Origin of the sequence: Alcanivorax sp. 1008, from assembly GCF_020667895.1 — a bacterium.
In the GTDB taxonomy this organism is placed as follows: Bacteria; Pseudomonadota; Gammaproteobacteria; order Pseudomonadales; family Alcanivoracaceae; genus PGZG01.
On record NZ_JAFMPS010000003.1, the window covers coordinates 200,124 to 215,778 of the forward strand.

The 15,655-nt window shown below is 54.4% G+C and carries 12 protein-coding genes; 3 read left to right on the forward strand and 9 right to left on the reverse strand.

Annotation, left to right across the window (positions count from 1 at the left end):
- Positions 1-174: 174 nt before the first annotated feature.
- Entirely contained in the window at positions 175-1,884 is a 1,710-nt protein-coding gene (locus J1C54_RS06295) for a proline--tRNA ligase (RefSeq protein WP_229145923.1), read from the reverse strand.
- Between the two features lie 127 nt (positions 1,885-2,011).
- On the opposite strand from J1C54_RS06295, the gene J1C54_RS06300 reads away from it, so the two are divergent.
- Positions 2,012-2,440: a PaaI family thioesterase gene (locus tag J1C54_RS06300; RefSeq protein WP_229145924.1), complete on the forward strand. Its 429-nt coding sequence runs from the start codon at positions 2,012-2,014 to the stop codon at positions 2,438-2,440.
- A 17-nt stretch (positions 2,441-2,457) separates the two neighbouring features.
- Here the strand turns inward: J1C54_RS06300 and J1C54_RS16710 are convergent, their stop codons facing one another.
- The 7 genes from J1C54_RS16710 to J1C54_RS06335 all read right to left on the reverse strand — a co-directional run bounded on the left by J1C54_RS16710 (position 2,458) and on the right by J1C54_RS06335 (position 11,851).
- On the reverse strand, positions 2,458-5,916 hold the full coding sequence (locus J1C54_RS16710) for a translocation/assembly module TamB domain-containing protein (protein ID WP_229145925.1): 3,459 nt from the start codon (positions 5,914-5,916) through the stop codon (positions 2,458-2,460).
- A complete protein-coding gene (locus J1C54_RS06310) occupies positions 5,913-7,535 on the reverse strand; it encodes an autotransporter assembly complex family protein (protein WP_229145926.1) in 1,623 nt (540 codons plus the stop codon). The genes J1C54_RS16710 and J1C54_RS06310 overlap by 4 nt, the downstream gene beginning before the upstream one ends.
- A 193-nt stretch (positions 7,536-7,728) precedes the next feature.
- Positions 7,729-8,283 (reverse strand): response regulator transcription factor, encoded by a 555-nt coding sequence (locus tag J1C54_RS06315; protein ID WP_229145927.1) that lies wholly within the window; start codon positions 8,281-8,283, stop codon positions 7,729-7,731.
- Entirely contained in the window at positions 8,283-9,476 is a 1,194-nt protein-coding gene (locus tag J1C54_RS06320) for a HAMP domain-containing sensor histidine kinase (RefSeq protein ID WP_229145928.1), read from the reverse strand. Before J1C54_RS06320 ends, J1C54_RS06315 begins: the two co-directional genes overlap by 1 nt.
- Positions 9,477-9,562: 86 nt before the next feature.
- Positions 9,563-10,183, reverse strand: a complete 621-nt coding sequence (locus J1C54_RS06325; RefSeq protein ID WP_229145929.1) for a class I SAM-dependent methyltransferase — start codon at positions 10,181-10,183, stop codon at positions 9,563-9,565.
- Between the two features lie 3 nt (positions 10,184-10,186).
- The gene (locus tag J1C54_RS06330) at positions 10,187-11,413 is read right to left on the reverse strand and encodes a hypothetical protein (protein ID WP_229145930.1); all 1,227 of its coding nucleotides are present in this window, start codon (positions 11,411-11,413) and stop codon (positions 10,187-10,189) included.
- Positions 11,414-11,557: 144 nt separating this feature from the next.
- Positions 11,558-11,851 (reverse strand): PA4642 family protein, encoded by a 294-nt coding sequence (locus J1C54_RS06335; RefSeq protein ID WP_229145931.1) that lies wholly within the window; start codon positions 11,849-11,851, stop codon positions 11,558-11,560.
- A 111-nt stretch (positions 11,852-11,962) separates the two neighbouring features.
- Here J1C54_RS06335 and J1C54_RS06340 point away from each other — a divergent pair, with 111 nt between their 5' ends.
- Positions 11,963-13,003, forward strand: a complete 1,041-nt coding sequence (locus tag J1C54_RS06340; protein ID WP_229145932.1) for a DUF2806 domain-containing protein — start codon at positions 11,963-11,965, stop codon at positions 13,001-13,003.
- 77 nt (positions 13,004-13,080) lie between these two features.
- Here the strand turns inward: J1C54_RS06340 and J1C54_RS06345 are convergent, their stop codons facing one another.
- The gene (locus tag J1C54_RS06345; protein WP_229145933.1) at positions 13,081-13,542 is read right to left on the reverse strand and encodes an HU family DNA-binding protein; all 462 of its coding nucleotides are present in this window, start codon (positions 13,540-13,542) and stop codon (positions 13,081-13,083) included.
- A 329-nt stretch (positions 13,543-13,871) separates the two neighbouring features.
- On the opposite strand from J1C54_RS06345, the gene aspS reads away from it, so the two are divergent.
- The gene (aspS, locus tag J1C54_RS06350; RefSeq protein ID WP_229145934.1) at positions 13,872-15,644 is read left to right on the forward strand and encodes an aspartate--tRNA ligase; all 1,773 of its coding nucleotides are present in this window, start codon (positions 13,872-13,874) and stop codon (positions 15,642-15,644) included.
- The last annotated feature ends 11 nt before the right edge of the window (positions 15,645-15,655 follow it).

A 15,655-nucleotide genomic window follows, 5' to 3' on the forward strand; every position in this document is an offset into this window, starting at 1 on the left:
CCAGTTGCGTGAATGCGGATTGTCCGCAAAATACTAGACCGCCACCGGTGCAGTTGTGTGTCATGACAGTCGTTACTGTTATCGGTTGCACTCGTCGCGTCAATCACCAGTTCACAAAAAGGCTACGAAAAGGCTCCAGAAGCCGACGACTGGCCCGTCTTCTACAAGAGGGGGTCATCGGGACTGAAGGAATGTCGTCAGCTCGGTAATTGCAACATCCGTGGACTCTGCATCACGGCGTCCTTTGTACTCCAGAGTGCCGGCATCAATGCCTTTTTCCGTAATTAGCAACCGATGGGGAATGCCAATTAACTCGGTGTCAGCCAGTTTAACGCCCAGACGTTCTTTTTCCCGGTCATCGTAAAGCACATCAAAGCCAGCGGCGGTCAGTTCGGCGTAGAGCTTCTCGCACAGCTCACCCTCACGTGGGCTTTTCTTCAGGTTGAGCGGAATCAGTGCTACATCAAACGGGGCGATGGAGGCGGGCCAGATTATGCCGCGGTCATCATAGTTTTGCTCAATAGCGGCAGCGACTACCCGGCTTACGCCAATACCATAACAGCCCATCGGCATAACCACTGACTTGCCGTTTTCATCCAGCACTTTGGCTCCGAGTGCCTCAGAGTACTTGGTGCCAAGCTGAAAAATGTGACCAACCTCGATGCCCCGGCGGATGGTCAGACTGCCTTTGCCATCCGGGCTGGGGTCTCCTTCCACGGCATTCCGCAAGTCGGCAGTCACTTCAATGGCAAGGTCGCGCTCCCAGTTGATACCGAAGTAGTGTTTGCCATCAATATTGGCACCACTGGCAAAGTCGCTGCACAGCGTCACAGCGCGGTCAGCAATAAACGGAATGGGCAGGTTCAAAGGGCCAAGACTGCCTGGCCCTGCACCGATAAGGTTGCGGATCTCCTCTTCGGTGGCAAAACGTAGTGGGCTGGCGATCGCTGGGTGCTTTTCCGCCTTGATCTCATTCAGCTCATGATCGCCGCGAAGTAGCAGGGCGACAAAGCCACCACCGAAATCTTCACTGGCCGCAACAATCAGAGTCTTGACTGTCTGATTGGCCGGGATATCAAACTGTTCAACTAGCTCGGCAATGGTTTTTGCGTTGGGTGTGTCGACCAGTCGAAGCTCCTCCTTGCCATCGACGCGATCGCCGATAGCAATAGCTTCGGCCAGCTCAACGTTGGCTGCATAGTCAGACTGGTCGGAAAATGCGATGGCATCCTCACCTGAGTCCGCCAGCACATGGAACTCGTGCGAGCCAGAGCCACCGATAGAGCCCGTATCTGCAGCGACCGGACGATAATCCAGGCCAATGCGATCGAAGATCCGGCAGTAGGTGCGGTACATCTCGTCATAGGTCTGTTGCAGGGAGTCCATATTGATATGGAAGGAGTAAGCGTCCTTCATAATAAACTCCCGTGCCCGCATAACGCCAAAGCGGGGGCGGGTCTCATCACGGAATTTGGTTTGGATCTGGTAGAAGTTCATTGGCAGCTGCTTGTAGCTATGTACTTCGTTACGCACCAGATCGGTGATTACCTCTTCGTGGGTAGGGCCGAGGCAGAAAGGATTGTTATGTCTGTCGGTGATACGCAACAGTTCAGGGCCATAGGCCGGGGCGCGGCCAGACTCATCCCACAGCTCCATGGGCTGCACCACGGGCATCAGAACTTCCTGGGCGCCGCTGGCGTCCATTTCCTCGCGCACAATGCGTTCAACCTTGCGCAGCACCCGCAGGCCCACGGGTAGCCAGTTGTATAAGCCGGAGGCCAGTTTGCGGATCATGCCGGCACGCAGCATTAGCTGGTGGCTGATAACCACGGCATCGGCCGGGGTTTCCTTGACGGTGGCAAGCAAAAAGCGAGACGCGCGCATGAGTTGTTCCTGAAAGGTGTTAAAGCCGACCATTTTACGGCATGCGGAGGGCGCTGCCCATGGTCATACTGTTCTGTATGCATGCAATCGCTATGATAGGGGGCGGTTTTGGCCAACGGAGTGCAATATGAGTCTTGATGCCCGTGCGGTAGAGCAGATTATTAGCAGTGGGGTGCCCAACTTCAGCGAGCATGGCATTTGTGTGGAGCAGGCAGGCTCAGGCAAGGCCAGATTACGCCAGCCATTTCGGCAAAACCTTATCCGCCCTGGTGGCACCCTGTCGGGCCCGACCATGATGGGCCTTGCAGACGCAGCCATGTATGCGGCGATTCTTGGTCAGCTTGGCCGCCTTGAGATGGCGGTCACTCAGAATCTTAATATCAACTTTCTCGCCCGTCCGGAGCCTTGTGATCTGATTGCTGAAGCACAGATTATTCGCCTCGGCCGACGCTCTGCAGTGCTGGAAGTGCGCCTGTTCAGCGACGCTAGCGAGAAGATGGTCGCCCATGTGACGGGCATTTATTCCCTTCCCGTGACCGCGGAGGAGGTGCCTTAAAGCTGGCTGACAGACAATCAACGCTCTAACTGATAAATGAGATCAAGGCTTTGTCGGTTACTGTCTGATTGTGCTTCAAGGTGCAGGCGTCGGCTAAGGGTATAACGCAGCATGACCGTTGAGATCGCATCGAACAAACCTATGGCGTAGCGCAGGTACAGCCGGTCGCTAATCTGCTTGCCTAGCATCAGAGATGCGTCCGAAGTTTCCCAGTCACTGCCTACCGCGATTTCGTCCAGACCCAGTTTGTCGCCGATTTTCTTGGTCACGCCGCTACCCTGCTCCAGGCCATAGACTGCCAATGCCTGAGCGATCATGGCGTTGTCACTTTCTGACCCCCCGGCAAGTCCGCGCCCGGTCAGTAGCCAGGCCATGATTTCGCTCTCTTCCATGGCAGGCTCAGAAATAAGACGAGCATGTGGATTCTGTAGAGTGCCGCTGATGGCTACGCCGGCGACAATTTGAGCGCTGGGAATGCGACGCACCGCGCGGATGTTCAAGCCAGGGTTATCAATTTTTTCCTGGAATAGTAGTACACCCTGATCAATCGCCAGCTTTTGGCCGTAGGCCCTGTAGCGGCCTTCTTCGATGCGCAGATCGCCAAGCAGGCTTATCGGCTTGTCCGGCTTTTGAATAAACTGCAAATTGCCGCCCAGTCGGGCGTCCAGGCCAAAGCCGCTGAAGCGTACGTCCTTACCAATCAGCAGCATCAGCTCTGCATCCAGTTTCAGCGCCTCAACCGGAGGTTTTACCGAATTTACTATGATCTGATCTTCGCTAACACGTATGGCTACCTCTGGGAGTTGCTGCGGGGCCAGACGCGCCTCTGGAATTTGTATGTCGCCGCGCAAACGAAATAGCTGCGCATTTCCCCTTAGAGTTACGGAAGGGTTGATTAATACCATGGCCTCAGGCAACGCAAGCAGCTGGAAGCGTTCTCCACTAATGCTCAGGTTAAGTTCTCCGGGCAGGCCGCCTGCGAGGTCAAGTGCGCCCGTGATATCAACAAATCCAGGGCCTGACTGAGCGCTGCCAGAGATGTCAATATGTTTACCCTCAGCGTTTAGTTTAGCGCTGATATTCGTCAGTGTCAGTCCGGCTTCTGCCACATCGGTTTCACCATCTTTTAGTTCCAGTAAGCCGTGCAGCTGTGGTGCGTTTCGTTTCCCGGATAGCACCAAATCGCCAGTAAGGCTGCCGCTGCGCTGGCGAATGCCAGGTATTAACAACTCCAGCCAGCGTAACTCACTGATCTCAACATCAAGCTGACCATTTAGAGGTGCGTCAGTTGGTATTGCGGTGCGCAGTGATGCGTGTAGATGGCCATGTTCTGACATGACAACACTTGCTACAGCGTCAATGTTCTGCTGATCAAGTGTGGCAGACATTTCTGCTTCTTCAAGTAGTAGCGGGTAGTCTACTGGCCCATCATCGAAAGAAATCGTTGTTCCGTTGAATGTACTTTGCAGAGAGCCATGCCAGTCGCCATTAGAGTCACGCTTGATATCACTTCTATGCTCAAGCTCACCAGACAAGCTTATATCCGGCCCAAGGAGCGCGGAGAAAGGCGCAAGAGGAAGGGCGTTAATGGCAAGACTTGCTTTAAGTTGTTCCGCGCTGGAGTTGAGTTCTATGCATGCCTGTCCGTCCCCGTTAGACAGACATGTGTTCTCCAGAAGTTGCTGTCTGGCCGATAGTGACAGGGCTGTGGGGTTATCCAATTGCCAGTCAGGAAAGTCGCTCAGGAGCAACGTGAGTTGATCAAGTGTTCCATGCCAGCCTGATTCAAAATCTGTTATGCCGCCGTGCACAGTTCCGAACAATTGGGCAGCCTGTTGATTCAAGGACCAGCTCAATACATGCTTTTCGTGACTGCCTTGAAGCTGGGCTGCGGCACTGCTAAGCAGGCCTTTGTTGTAATAGAGCACGCTATCGCTGCTTGCTGATAGTTGCATCTCGTCTGATAGCAAGCCTAACTGCCGCCCATGAATTTCAAGATTTTCTATTGTGTATTCAGAAAATCCCACTCGACTGCTGCTGACGTCAATGTCCAAAAAGGGCTCGCTGCGTGACCCAAAGACATGCAGGTAAACTTCAGCGTTACCGCGTAGATGTGGGTGAAAGCTTTGCGGGTTACGTAACTGCGCGCGACTATGAATGCTAATAGCCTGGTTGATGTGGCCATCAATTGTAAATTGGTTGTTATCGTAGTTTGCCTCGCTGTTAAGGGATAGCACAGAGTCGTTTATCGCTGCCTGCAATGTTGCTTCTATGGGGCGATTATTTACTAGTCCTTTAACGCGGAAGCTGTCGGCACTGAGCTGCCATTTGCCGCTGTCATTGCGCTGGCCAGTCAGGTTTCCTGAAACGTTAATCCTTCCTGGTAGTTTCGGGTCAAGTAGAGACGGATTAATCTCTCGGCCATCCGTGGTCAGCTTGAAACTAATGCCGGGGAGCCAGCGGGCAGCCCCCTTGATATCCAGCTCGCCATCGTCTCCTGCTAGTTTTACGTTGAGAGAAGTGGCTTGTTGCCAGTCTCCAGTGGCAGAAACATTGAGCTGACTATCTATGATGTCAGAGAAATTAGCGTGGGTTTCAGATGTGAGGTGAACTACGCTGTTATCTGAATCCAGCCGCAACTCTCCAGAAGACAGTTTCACTGCCTGATCTTGCGGCAGGAATATGGTTAGACTTTCCCATCTATGCTGACTGGAAAAATCATGCTTGGTTGAGAATGGTGCAACCTTGATTTGACTGTCTATTAGCTGTGGTGTGCGCAGATGATGACGAACGTCAAGGTTCATTAGCGAACCTTTTATGCGCGCATCCCCCGCGAGATTTTCACTGCCAAGCCAGCTTGATGCCTTGGTCAATACGCTTTGCCAATGCAGGCGGGCAGCGACAGGGTAGGGCATGGCCAGATCTATCTGCACGTCACTAAGTGTGGCCTGGTGCTGCTGTTGACTGACGCTCAGCCTGTCAATATTCATTTGCCTTCTCATGGACGCTTCATCAAGCGAAACGGCATCAAGTTTTAGTAACAGTTGATGACCTCTTGTTAGCTCCAGATTGCTCAGCCTTGCAGATGTGATGGCAATGCCAAATGGCAGTGCTAACGCATCCGGCAAAACAAACTCATTATCACTGCCTGGTTCGAGCTCCGGCAGGTTGATCAGCAGTCCGTCGATTTTCAGGTGCCGGGCACTAAGCCAGCCCTGCCAGAGCTCGCCGGTATCAATGGCAATTTCAGCCTGTGCTAGTTGGACAGATAGATCTTTGTTCTGAAATTTAAGGTTGGTGACTAAAACACCATCAAGCACGGTGCCATTAATCTGATCGATTTGCAGGTTGCCTGGTACCAGAGGCAATAGTCGATATATCAGCCAGCGACTACCGGGTTCGGTGCCAAGTAGTGCCGCCACCACTAGCTGCATGGCAATCAGCAAAACAAGCACTGTCAGCAGGAGTCGTCTCACAAGTCAGGGCCCATGCTAAGGTGAAGCCGCCAGCTTCGCTGGGCATCAACCGGACGGGCAAGGTCGATCCGTATTGGCCCCAATGGCGAGCGCCAGCGAATACCCGCCCCGGCGCTGTAGCGAATATTCATTTCATCGGTTTCGTTAAAGGCGTTGCCGGCATCAGTAAAAATGGCGGGGTGCCAATGTGCAGTCAGCGGGAAGTCCATTTCCACTGAGCCTACCAGCAGATGACGACCACCAATTGCATCGCCGGCAGGGTCAGATGGGCCCAATGTTTGATAGTCGAAGCCGCGCACGCTGGTATCACCACCTGCAAAGAAACGGACTGAGGCGGGTAGTGTGGCAACATCGCTGACCATGGTTTGGCCGCCATCAATTCTGGCAAGTAATCGGGCCGGGCCTAGCGGAATTACCCCTTTTGCTGAGAGTCGTGTTTGCAGGAAAGCCTCGGTGCTGGAAATTTCGGGATGGGTGCCGCGCAGGCCGAAGCTGATTTTCCAGCCACGACGAGGGTAAATAGGGTTATTACTGCGGGTTTTTTGTACTTGTGCGCCGGGCATTACAAGCTCGATGGTATTGCTTTGATCGCCTACAGTAAAATTCTCCCTTTCGTAGTCCAGTGATCGAGTCAGCACCCAGCCATTGCCAATGCCGCCGATCAGACTTCCGCCGAAGTGGAGCTGTTCGCTTCTGGCGCTTTCATTATCTTCAAGGCGATAGCCCGTAGAAAATACAAGTCTGTCGCGGGCAGGGTCGCGCAAAGGTATTTCATAGCGACTGGATGCTGCGCGAATCAAGCTGGATATTTCGCTGTCAACATACCAGCGATGTCCATGCTGATTGATATAGCGGTCTTCATAGCCCAGGCGCAAGCGTGGTCCGGTATCTGTGCTAACGCCTAGGCCTGCAAGCCAGGCCCTGCGTGGGCGTTCGCTGAGATAGAGGGTGGCAGGGACTTCAAGTGTAGCAGGGTCGGCAACACTTCGTTCCAGTCTGGCGGTGGTGAAATATCCACTGCCGAGCAACGCCTGCTGACTCTCCAGTAGCAGATCGCTGTCCCAGTAGTCACCGGGCGAAAAACGCAGGTAGCGTTTAGCTATCTGTGCGTGAAGTATTTCTTGATCCAGAGAAAATTCGCCGAAGCGGTGGCGGCGACCACTTTCAAGTGTCAAAAAAATTCGAGCCGAATAGTTATCCGGGTCCACTTCCAGGCGATGCTGTCTAAGCTGGTGGTCGAAATAACCCCGTTGACTGGCCATTCTCAGAAGGCCATCTTTCATTGACTTGTAATCACTATGGCGCAGGATTGCATCTACCTGCAAGGGGCTACTGCTGATCAGCTCTGCAAAGGCAGGGTCTGTCTCAGCATCGCCTTCAAGGCGCACCTGAACTTCCGCTATTTTTACCGGGCGACCCGCTTTGGCAGAGATAAATGCGCGCCAGCAGTTTTTGCTATCTTCGAATCGGATACTGATATCGGCTTCGTAGTAGCCCACAGCCTGTGCAGCCAGACTTGCGCGCCGCTGCAGGTTGCGCTCCAGCAAGCGTTTGCGGGAACGGTCAGCACTGCAGCTTTCGTGTAGTACATCAAGGCTGGCCTGAAGATTCTGGCTCAAGGTCGGCTGATCCGATTCCACATGTAATGACGGCTGTTTGTCGGCAGCGCGGGCTTGCACCGCGACGGCGGCGAGGCATAGGGTCAGCAGGGCAGAGTGCAACTTTATTGGCATGCCAGCATTGTAACGTTTTGCCGCAGGCTGGTCGGTAAGTTATTGCACAGGTTGTGTGGCCAAAGGGCACGTATGTGGCTCAGTTGCGATCTCTCTCGTACTCACTTGCCGAGGGGCGCTTCTTCAGGCGTCGTTGCAATGTGCGCCTATGGATGCCGAGCGTTCGCGCCGCTGCTGAAATATTGCCATCATGCTCCTCCATCACTCGCTGAATATGCTCCCACTCCAGGCGCTCCAGGGATGGCGGCGCATCGGGCAGAGCAGGTAGGGCCGTTTCCGCCTCATCGCTTATGGCGTGAAGAATGTCACTAAGAGATGCCGGCTTAGTCAGATAATTGCGTGCTCCCCGTCGAGTGGCGGCTACTGCCGCGGGAATGCTTCCATAGCCGGTCAGAATAAGTATCCGGCAGGCGGGAAACTTTTCCAGAATAGGTGTTATCAGGTCCAGGCCATTGTCATGACCGACATTTTGATCCAGCACTGCGATGTGAATTTCCGGCTTTGACTCTATGGCCTGTCTGGCTTCCTCCAGTGAGGCGCAGCAGATGACCTGATATTGGTGCCGCTCAAGCTTGCGGCCGAGGTGGTGGCGCAGCACTTCATCGTCTTCGAGCAAGAGAAGATGCTCAGCCATTAGATACCCCGGCTTGACAGTGGCAAGTGAATCCGGGCGACTGTCCACTGCCGATCAAATAACAATTCCAGAGAGCCGCCCAGCGCTGCAAGTGTGGTTTCCACCAAGGCAAGTCCGATTCCGAGGCCCTGTCTGGCGGAGTCATGATCATGTTGTCTGGGGCCGTCATCACTGACCTGAATGTAATAATCATCTATTCCCTTCTCGCAGCGAATCTCCAAAGTGGTGGCTCCTGCGTCACAGGCATTGTAGCCAAGGTTCGCAAGAACACGTTGCCACTGACTGGTCTGGGTAATGGGTAGGTCATCTGGACCATGCCAGCGCACTTTCAGGCCCGGTGCCAAAATGCGCAGATTCTTGCCTAGATCGCTGACCAATTCGGAAAGCAGTCGCTGGCCCTGCGCCGCGCTGTTATCTGGGGCTTTCAGCAGAGCGGCCATGCGTTCTGTTAGCGCATGAATTTGCTGCCAATCCTCCTGCAACTGGGTGTTGTCTTGCGGGGGCTGGTCTTCTGTCATCAGCATTAAAGTTGCCAGCGGCGTGTTGAGCTCGTGAGCACGATCAGCCAAATCAGCGGCGATCTGGTACATACGTTCACGCTGCAGGGCAATTCCCAGAGCGGTCGCCTGCTGCCGTTGGCTTTGCCCAAGTGCCCTTTGCAAAGCCTGCCCAAGCAAAGAAAAGACCAACGCAAGCATGGCAAAGATTAGCCACATACCGATGCCATGGGCATTACTGATGTCCTGCAGATCATGCATGTGGTGTGCATGCCCGGTTTGCCAGAGAAAGGTACTGGCATACCCGGCACTAGCCAGCACTGCGATTAACATATTGCCCACAACTGGCAGGGACAGGGCTGCAACCAGTACCGGCAACAGCAGATAGAAAATGACAGGGTTGCCAGCACCGCCTGCCTGATAAAGGAAGCCTAGAAAGAGCAGCACATCTAAGGTCAGTTCAGAGATCAGCCAGAGGTGCTGATAGCGCTCTGGAGCTTTTCCGGTAAATAGAAGGAGTAGCGATGGTAGCCATAGCAGGGTTAGCCAAAACAGGACGGTTATCACGGGTAGCGGAGATACAGAGTGACTCCATGCAGCGATAAAGACGATGGCAAGAATGACTACCAACATGCCGCGCAGCATCACCAGACGGCTCCGCCAGGTGCGGAAGGAAGTGGGAGATAGTGCTGTCATGATGCCCCGTCAGACTTGATTCTTTAAGGAGCGATTCTAAACCTATCGGCAAGGCTGTGCCTGCGGCTTGATGCCACACAGATCAATCAGGGCTTCAGTGCTGTACCGGATAACATGAAGCCAGCCAACTTGGGGATTTTTGGATGTTGCCAACGTCGCAAGCCGGAAACATCAAAGCCTGCTTGCTCGAAAAGTTGGTAGGTGTCCCGGCTGAGATGGCAGCCGCAAGCCATTGGCGTCCATACTGGTTCAATTATTTTCTGCCCGCGCCGCCATAGCGACTGTTGATGGGCAATATGTTCAAGTACAAGTAGTTTGCCGCCGGGCTTGAGTACACGTAACACTTCCTGAGAAGCGCTATTGGCATCTGGAATGGTACAAAATACCAGACAAGCAACTACGGTATCGAAGTGGTTGTCTGGATAGGGTAGCTTTTCAGCGCCGGCCTTGATTAGTTGAAAGCGCTGGGGGTTGACTTGTATTGCGGCGTTGGCGGTAGCCTCGCCAAGTAAGGCTGGGGCCGGCTCAATGCCATGAATTTCGGTGGCGCACTCGGTATAGAAGGGGAAGTTGGCGCCGCTGCCGACGCCAATTTCCAGCACCCGGCCAGCAGCTTCAGATAGCAGTTCCTTTCTATCCCGCGTCAGCGGACGCGTAGCCCAGTCGAGCAGTCGCGGAAACACCTTATCTTCATACCAGCCAAACATGAATTACTGACGTTCCGGCAGCTTGTACTTGTCCGGGTTTTCCAGCATATCCATGGTCAGGGTTGGGCTGTTAACGCTGCTCAGGTTGCGGTCCGTGGCGCGAATCAGTTTGCGGCGATCCTTTTCAAACTTGCGGAAGCTGCGGTAGTTAAGCGCATACAACCGGATTTCAGCGAGCCGTTTGTGTGCGTACATGGTATCCAGAGCATCCATGGAAAATTGCGGCTGCATCCTGGATGCTTCCTCAAACAGCGCCATGGCCTCATTGAGGTTGCGGTTTTTGTTCATGTAAATCAAAGCATTGCCGTGCTCGTAGGCGACAATCGGAATGTCCGGGGTAAGTTCGCGGGCTTTGCCGAACGAACTCCCCACCACAGTGGAGCGTGCGTTATAAGTCATTCTGCCGGTGAACTTGCCAACCCGGCGCATGATGCCCGCATCTACGCCCGCTCGAAATGCATGGCCCAGCGGGTGGTCCGGGACGAGCTCTGTAATGTGATCAGAGTTGCTTTTGATTTTGCCAATATAGCGGCGGGCAACGACGATCGGAATCGGTGATTCTTCGGCGATGCGGGCGATGGCGTAGGCATAGCCCAAACGAACTGCCGCTGCCAGAGTGGCGATTTCCGGGTCATCCTCGATCTCTTCAAATTCATCGAAATACATGTGGGCCCGGTTTGCCGTGTCCTGCAGCAGCATGTATTTGTCGCTTTGTCGATCGGTCAAGTAGATGGCGTACATGAGCTGCGAAAACATGGCTGGCATAAGGCCGATTGGGCCGAGTTTCATGCCATCGTTACGCGCCTGTTGAAAGTTGCCGGCAAAGAAGTTGCGCCACGCCGACAATACGTCCTTTTCCAACCCCTCGAAGTCACCGTCAAAGCCTTCAATGCCCTCGATAACAAATGGGTATTTATTCGACGTATCGCGAATGTACTCTGCTGAAGGAAACGGGATGCGCAAACCGCGCATCAAGTAGTCCCACTTTTCCTCGATCTGCTCATCGGTGTAGGTAAAGAATCGTTGGTCAAACGGAGGCTTCTTCCAGATCTCCAGAAAAATTCTCTCGTCCACCGGAATGTCTTCGATGGCCAGGTCTTCAGCGGTAACCTCGTCCATCTCATCATCGGCTTCGTCGTCGTCATCTCTGGCGGCGTGGCTATTCAGGGAAAAAAGGCACAGAAATATCAGCACCAACAGGCGCCAGCGGGTGGTTTGCAGATGTGGCATGGGCTTAAGGCTCATTTTTTAGTTATTGTGATTATCCCGCCAAGCATAGCGAGTTATGCATACCTTGCCACGGGATTGCTGCTTTGAACAGACCTGACCGGTCAGTCACAGTGTATTGGGTGCACGCCTGCGGCGGGGGCTAACCTAGCACCCGCCGACTTGTTTTAATACTTCGGCGTAGTCTGCACTTTGTTGGTGGCAGCTGATTATACTCAGCACCGTTCTGCCCGTGGTGTCCGGGGCGTTAACATTGCGGCCATCGGCAAGGAAAAAGGCCACAAATCGGCCGAAGTCCTCGCTGCGCAGGCTGCGGTATGCTCGCAGCAACGCATGGTGGTCCTCGTCCAGGCCCGCCTCCCGGCTGCCGTGCAGGAATGCACGAATTTGCTCGTCTGTCATCGGCTCGCCAATAATCTGTTTCTTGTCCTTGCGTGCCATGGGGCTCTCTCTGTTGGGCGGGGGGATGGCATTATAGGGATATATGTAGCGTGCACAAAGCGGCCGCGACAACACACGATATGGCCGGGCGTCTGGCTGGAGAACCGGTTTATGAGTGGTTTTGACGATTATTTGGACAAACTGTGGCTGACAATCTTTGGCAAAGGGATGCGTGGTTTATCTGCCCCTGACCTGCTGCGCCGCCGCAGCCTGGACCGGCGCACGGTGCGCGCCAGGGAGCTGCGCGAGATTGCCAAGGTGCAGCACGAACTGCAGGGGCTTATTGAAGGGCGCCTTAAGCTGACCCGGGAGGGGACGCTGCGAGAGGCAGTGGATGATGAGTTGATGCAAGGGGTCAAGCTCAACTCGGTCATTGTTTCGGCGGGCTTTGATGACCCGGTCGAGTCCCTGGATACCGCCAGGCTGTTGCGCCAGGCTGACCGGGATGGCGCCATGAGAGCGGTGCGCCGAGAGCTGGCGATCCGCCATATCGCGATCCTCGCTGAGGAGGAGTGCCGTAACCTGCCGCTGGAAAATATCTCCCGAGTGCAGGTTGATCCAGACTGGATGGTGCGCTGGAGAGATGGTGCTCAGGACGCGGTTTCCGTGCAGCTGAAGCGTTACTGGGCGCGACTGCTTGCCGGTGAGGTGCTCAAACCCAGCACCTATTCGGTGCGGACCATGGAGTTTATGCGCACCATTTCCCGCGGCGACCTCGAAATGATCAATATCTGTGCCCGGCTATGCTTCGATGGTTTTATCTACCGCAATCCCGGCACTTACTTCTCTGCTGAGCTGCACCTGCCCATGTTTGAGCAGCTTGAGGAGCTGGGCTTGCTTCGTGGCGTTTATGGTCGGCCCGAGTCTTGGTTGATGAGTTCAACCACTAGCGAGGGCTTCAGCACCATGTTGGCGTGTTCCAATAAGGCCATTTTTGTTGAAGGTGGCAGCGCTGAGGACGATTTCCGCTTGCCGGTATACCGGCTGACCCGCTTTGGCCGCGAGGTGCTGTCGCTTTGCCGGGTAGATGCGGATCTGGCCTATATGATGGCGGTGGCTAATGAGCTGAAGAAGAAGGGCTTTAGCATCCTCCTTGGGGATTGGGTCGGGGATGCAGGCCAGGGCCTGTTCGCAGAGAGAATGTCAGTCTGAAAGGCGTTCTGATGGTTGTGATCGACAAACAAATAAGGCGGGTTGCCCCGCCTTATTTGCTGTGCAGATGACTCGAATTACTGAGCCATATCTTTGACTTTCTTGAGCGGGCGAATCTTCACTTGAACAGAAGCCGGTTTGGCTTTGAAGGTGGTTGGTTCCTTGGTGATCGGATGGATGCCTTTGCGAGCCTTCTGGGCTGGCTTGTGCTTGGTCACGATCTTGAAAAGGCCTGGCATGGTGAAACTGCCGACTCCGCCTCTCTTCTTCAGGTGGCCCTCAATGATCAGGTTAAGCTCGTCCAGAACGGAAGCAACCTGCTTGCGGGTCAGTTGGGTGCTCTCAGCGATGTTGGTCAGCAGCTGAGTCTTGCTAATCGCCTCAGCGTATACTTTCGCCTTCTTCGGAGCAGCCGGAGCAGCTTTGGCCTTAGCCGCCGCTTTCTTCGGAGCAGCTTTGGCTTTGGGAGCAGCCTTGGCCTTTGGTGCGGCTTTGGCTTTTGCAGGTTTTGCGGCAGCAGCTTTTTTCTTGGCAGCCATGATGGTGTTTACCCCTTTTTTATATTTCCGATTGGATGTCATGACCCATCTGAAGGATATCCTTTTCCGATGCCCCTTAATTCTGGCACCTGTGGGTCATCCCCCGCGATGATTCCGGGCTAGTTATATGCCAACGTCCTGCGTCCGGCAAGCACTGAATGAGTGTTTTTCCCTGTATTTTTCAGCTTTTTTGTCGATGAACGTGTTTGGCGCAGGGCCGTCTGTCAATGCACCAATCGCTGGCATAGCTGACGGCTGCCTGAATCGCTATACTACGCGCCCTCCGCGGCAGCCCGCCGCATCCTGAAAAAATGAGCGGATTCAGAGTTATGCGTAGCCATTATTGCGGTGATTTGCGTGCATCAAACGACGGTGAGACGGTGGCCCTGTGTGGTTGGGTGCATCGTCGCCGGGATCACGGTGGGGTAATTTTTCTTGATGTGCGCGACCGGGCTGGGCTGGTCCAGGTGGTATTTGATCCGGATTCCGTAGCCGCGTTTGAGCGCGCTGATCGTGTTCGTGGCGAGTATGTTATCCGTGTTGAGGGCAGGGTACGGATGCGTGATGAAGCCGTACGCAACTCGCGCATGGCTACTGGCGATATTGAAGTTCTCGGTACCGAACTGGAAATTTTGAATACCTCCGATACACCGCCGTTCGAGCTAGATGAGTTTGGCGGTGCTGGTGAGGAAGTACGTCTGAAGTACCGCTATCTGGACCTTCGCCGAGCCAACGTACTGGAGAAATTCCGGTTCCGCTCCAGACTTACCCATGTGGTGCGCAGCTATTTGGAAGAGCAGGGGTTTATGGATGTGGAAACCCCCATCCTGACTAAGGCTACCCCGGAAGGCGCCCGAGACTATTTGGTGCCTAGCCGTACCCACCCCGGTAGTTTTTTTGCGTTGCCCCAGTCGCCCCAGCTGTTCAAGCAGCTTCTTATGGTGGCCGGCTTTGATCGCTACTACCAGATTGCCAAATGCTTTCGCGACGAAGATTTACGTGCTGACCGTCAGCCAGAGTTTACCCAGATCGATATCGAGGCCTCGTTTGTCGACGAGGAGGCGATAATGGCCGTTGCCGAGAATATGGTGCGTCGGGTGTTCCGTGATTTGCTCAGTGTCGAGTTCGGCGAGCTGCCACGCATGCCATTCAGTGAAGCCATGCGCCGCTTCGGTTCGGATAAACCGGACCTGCGCATCCCGCTGGAGCTGGTTGATATTGCCGATCTCATGGATGGCGTTGAGTTCAAGGTGTTTGCTGGCCCAGCAAAAGACCCGAAGGGGCGCGTGGCAGCTCTGCGGGTACCGAAGGGCGCAGAGCTGTCGCGTAGCCAGATTGACGAGTACACCAAGTTTGTTGGCATTTATGGAGCCAGGGGCCTTGCCTATATCAAGGTTAACGATCTGGATGCAGGTGCTGACGGGCTGCAGTCACCGATTCTCAAGTTCCTCACCGACAGTGCCATTCAGGGAATTTTGCAGCGTACCGGCGCGCAGAATGGTGATTTGATCTTCTTCGGTGCGGATAAGGCTAAAATTGTTAATGAAGCACTTGGTGCATTGCGTGTGCGGGTTGGCCACGACCTGAATATGCTGGAGGCTGACTGGGCTCCTCTGTGGGTTGTTGACTTTCCAATGTTTGAGGAAAACGACGATGGCTCCTGGGCGGCACTGCACCATCCCTTCACCATGCCCAAGTGTACCCCGGAAGAGTTGGCTGCCGATCCTGCGGCCGCATTGTCCCGAGCCTATGATCTGGTGCTTAACGGCACCGAGCTGGGAGGTGGTTCGATCCGTATCTTCAGTGCACAAATGCAGCAGGCCGTATTCAAGGCGCTGGGTATTAGTGAGGAAGAGGCGGAAGAGAAATTCGGCTTCCTGCTGGATGCGCTCCGTTTTGGTGCGCCGCCGCATGGTGGTTTGGCCTTCGGACTGGATCGTATGGTCATGCTGATGACCGGCAGTGATTCGATCCGTGATGTCATTGCCTTCCCGAAAACCCAGACTGCAGCCTGCGTTATGACCCATGCACCATCACCGGTGGAGGCCAAACAGTTGCGAGAAGTGGGTGTTCAGGTGCGCAAGATGGACGCGGATAAGTAATCTCCTGCTCC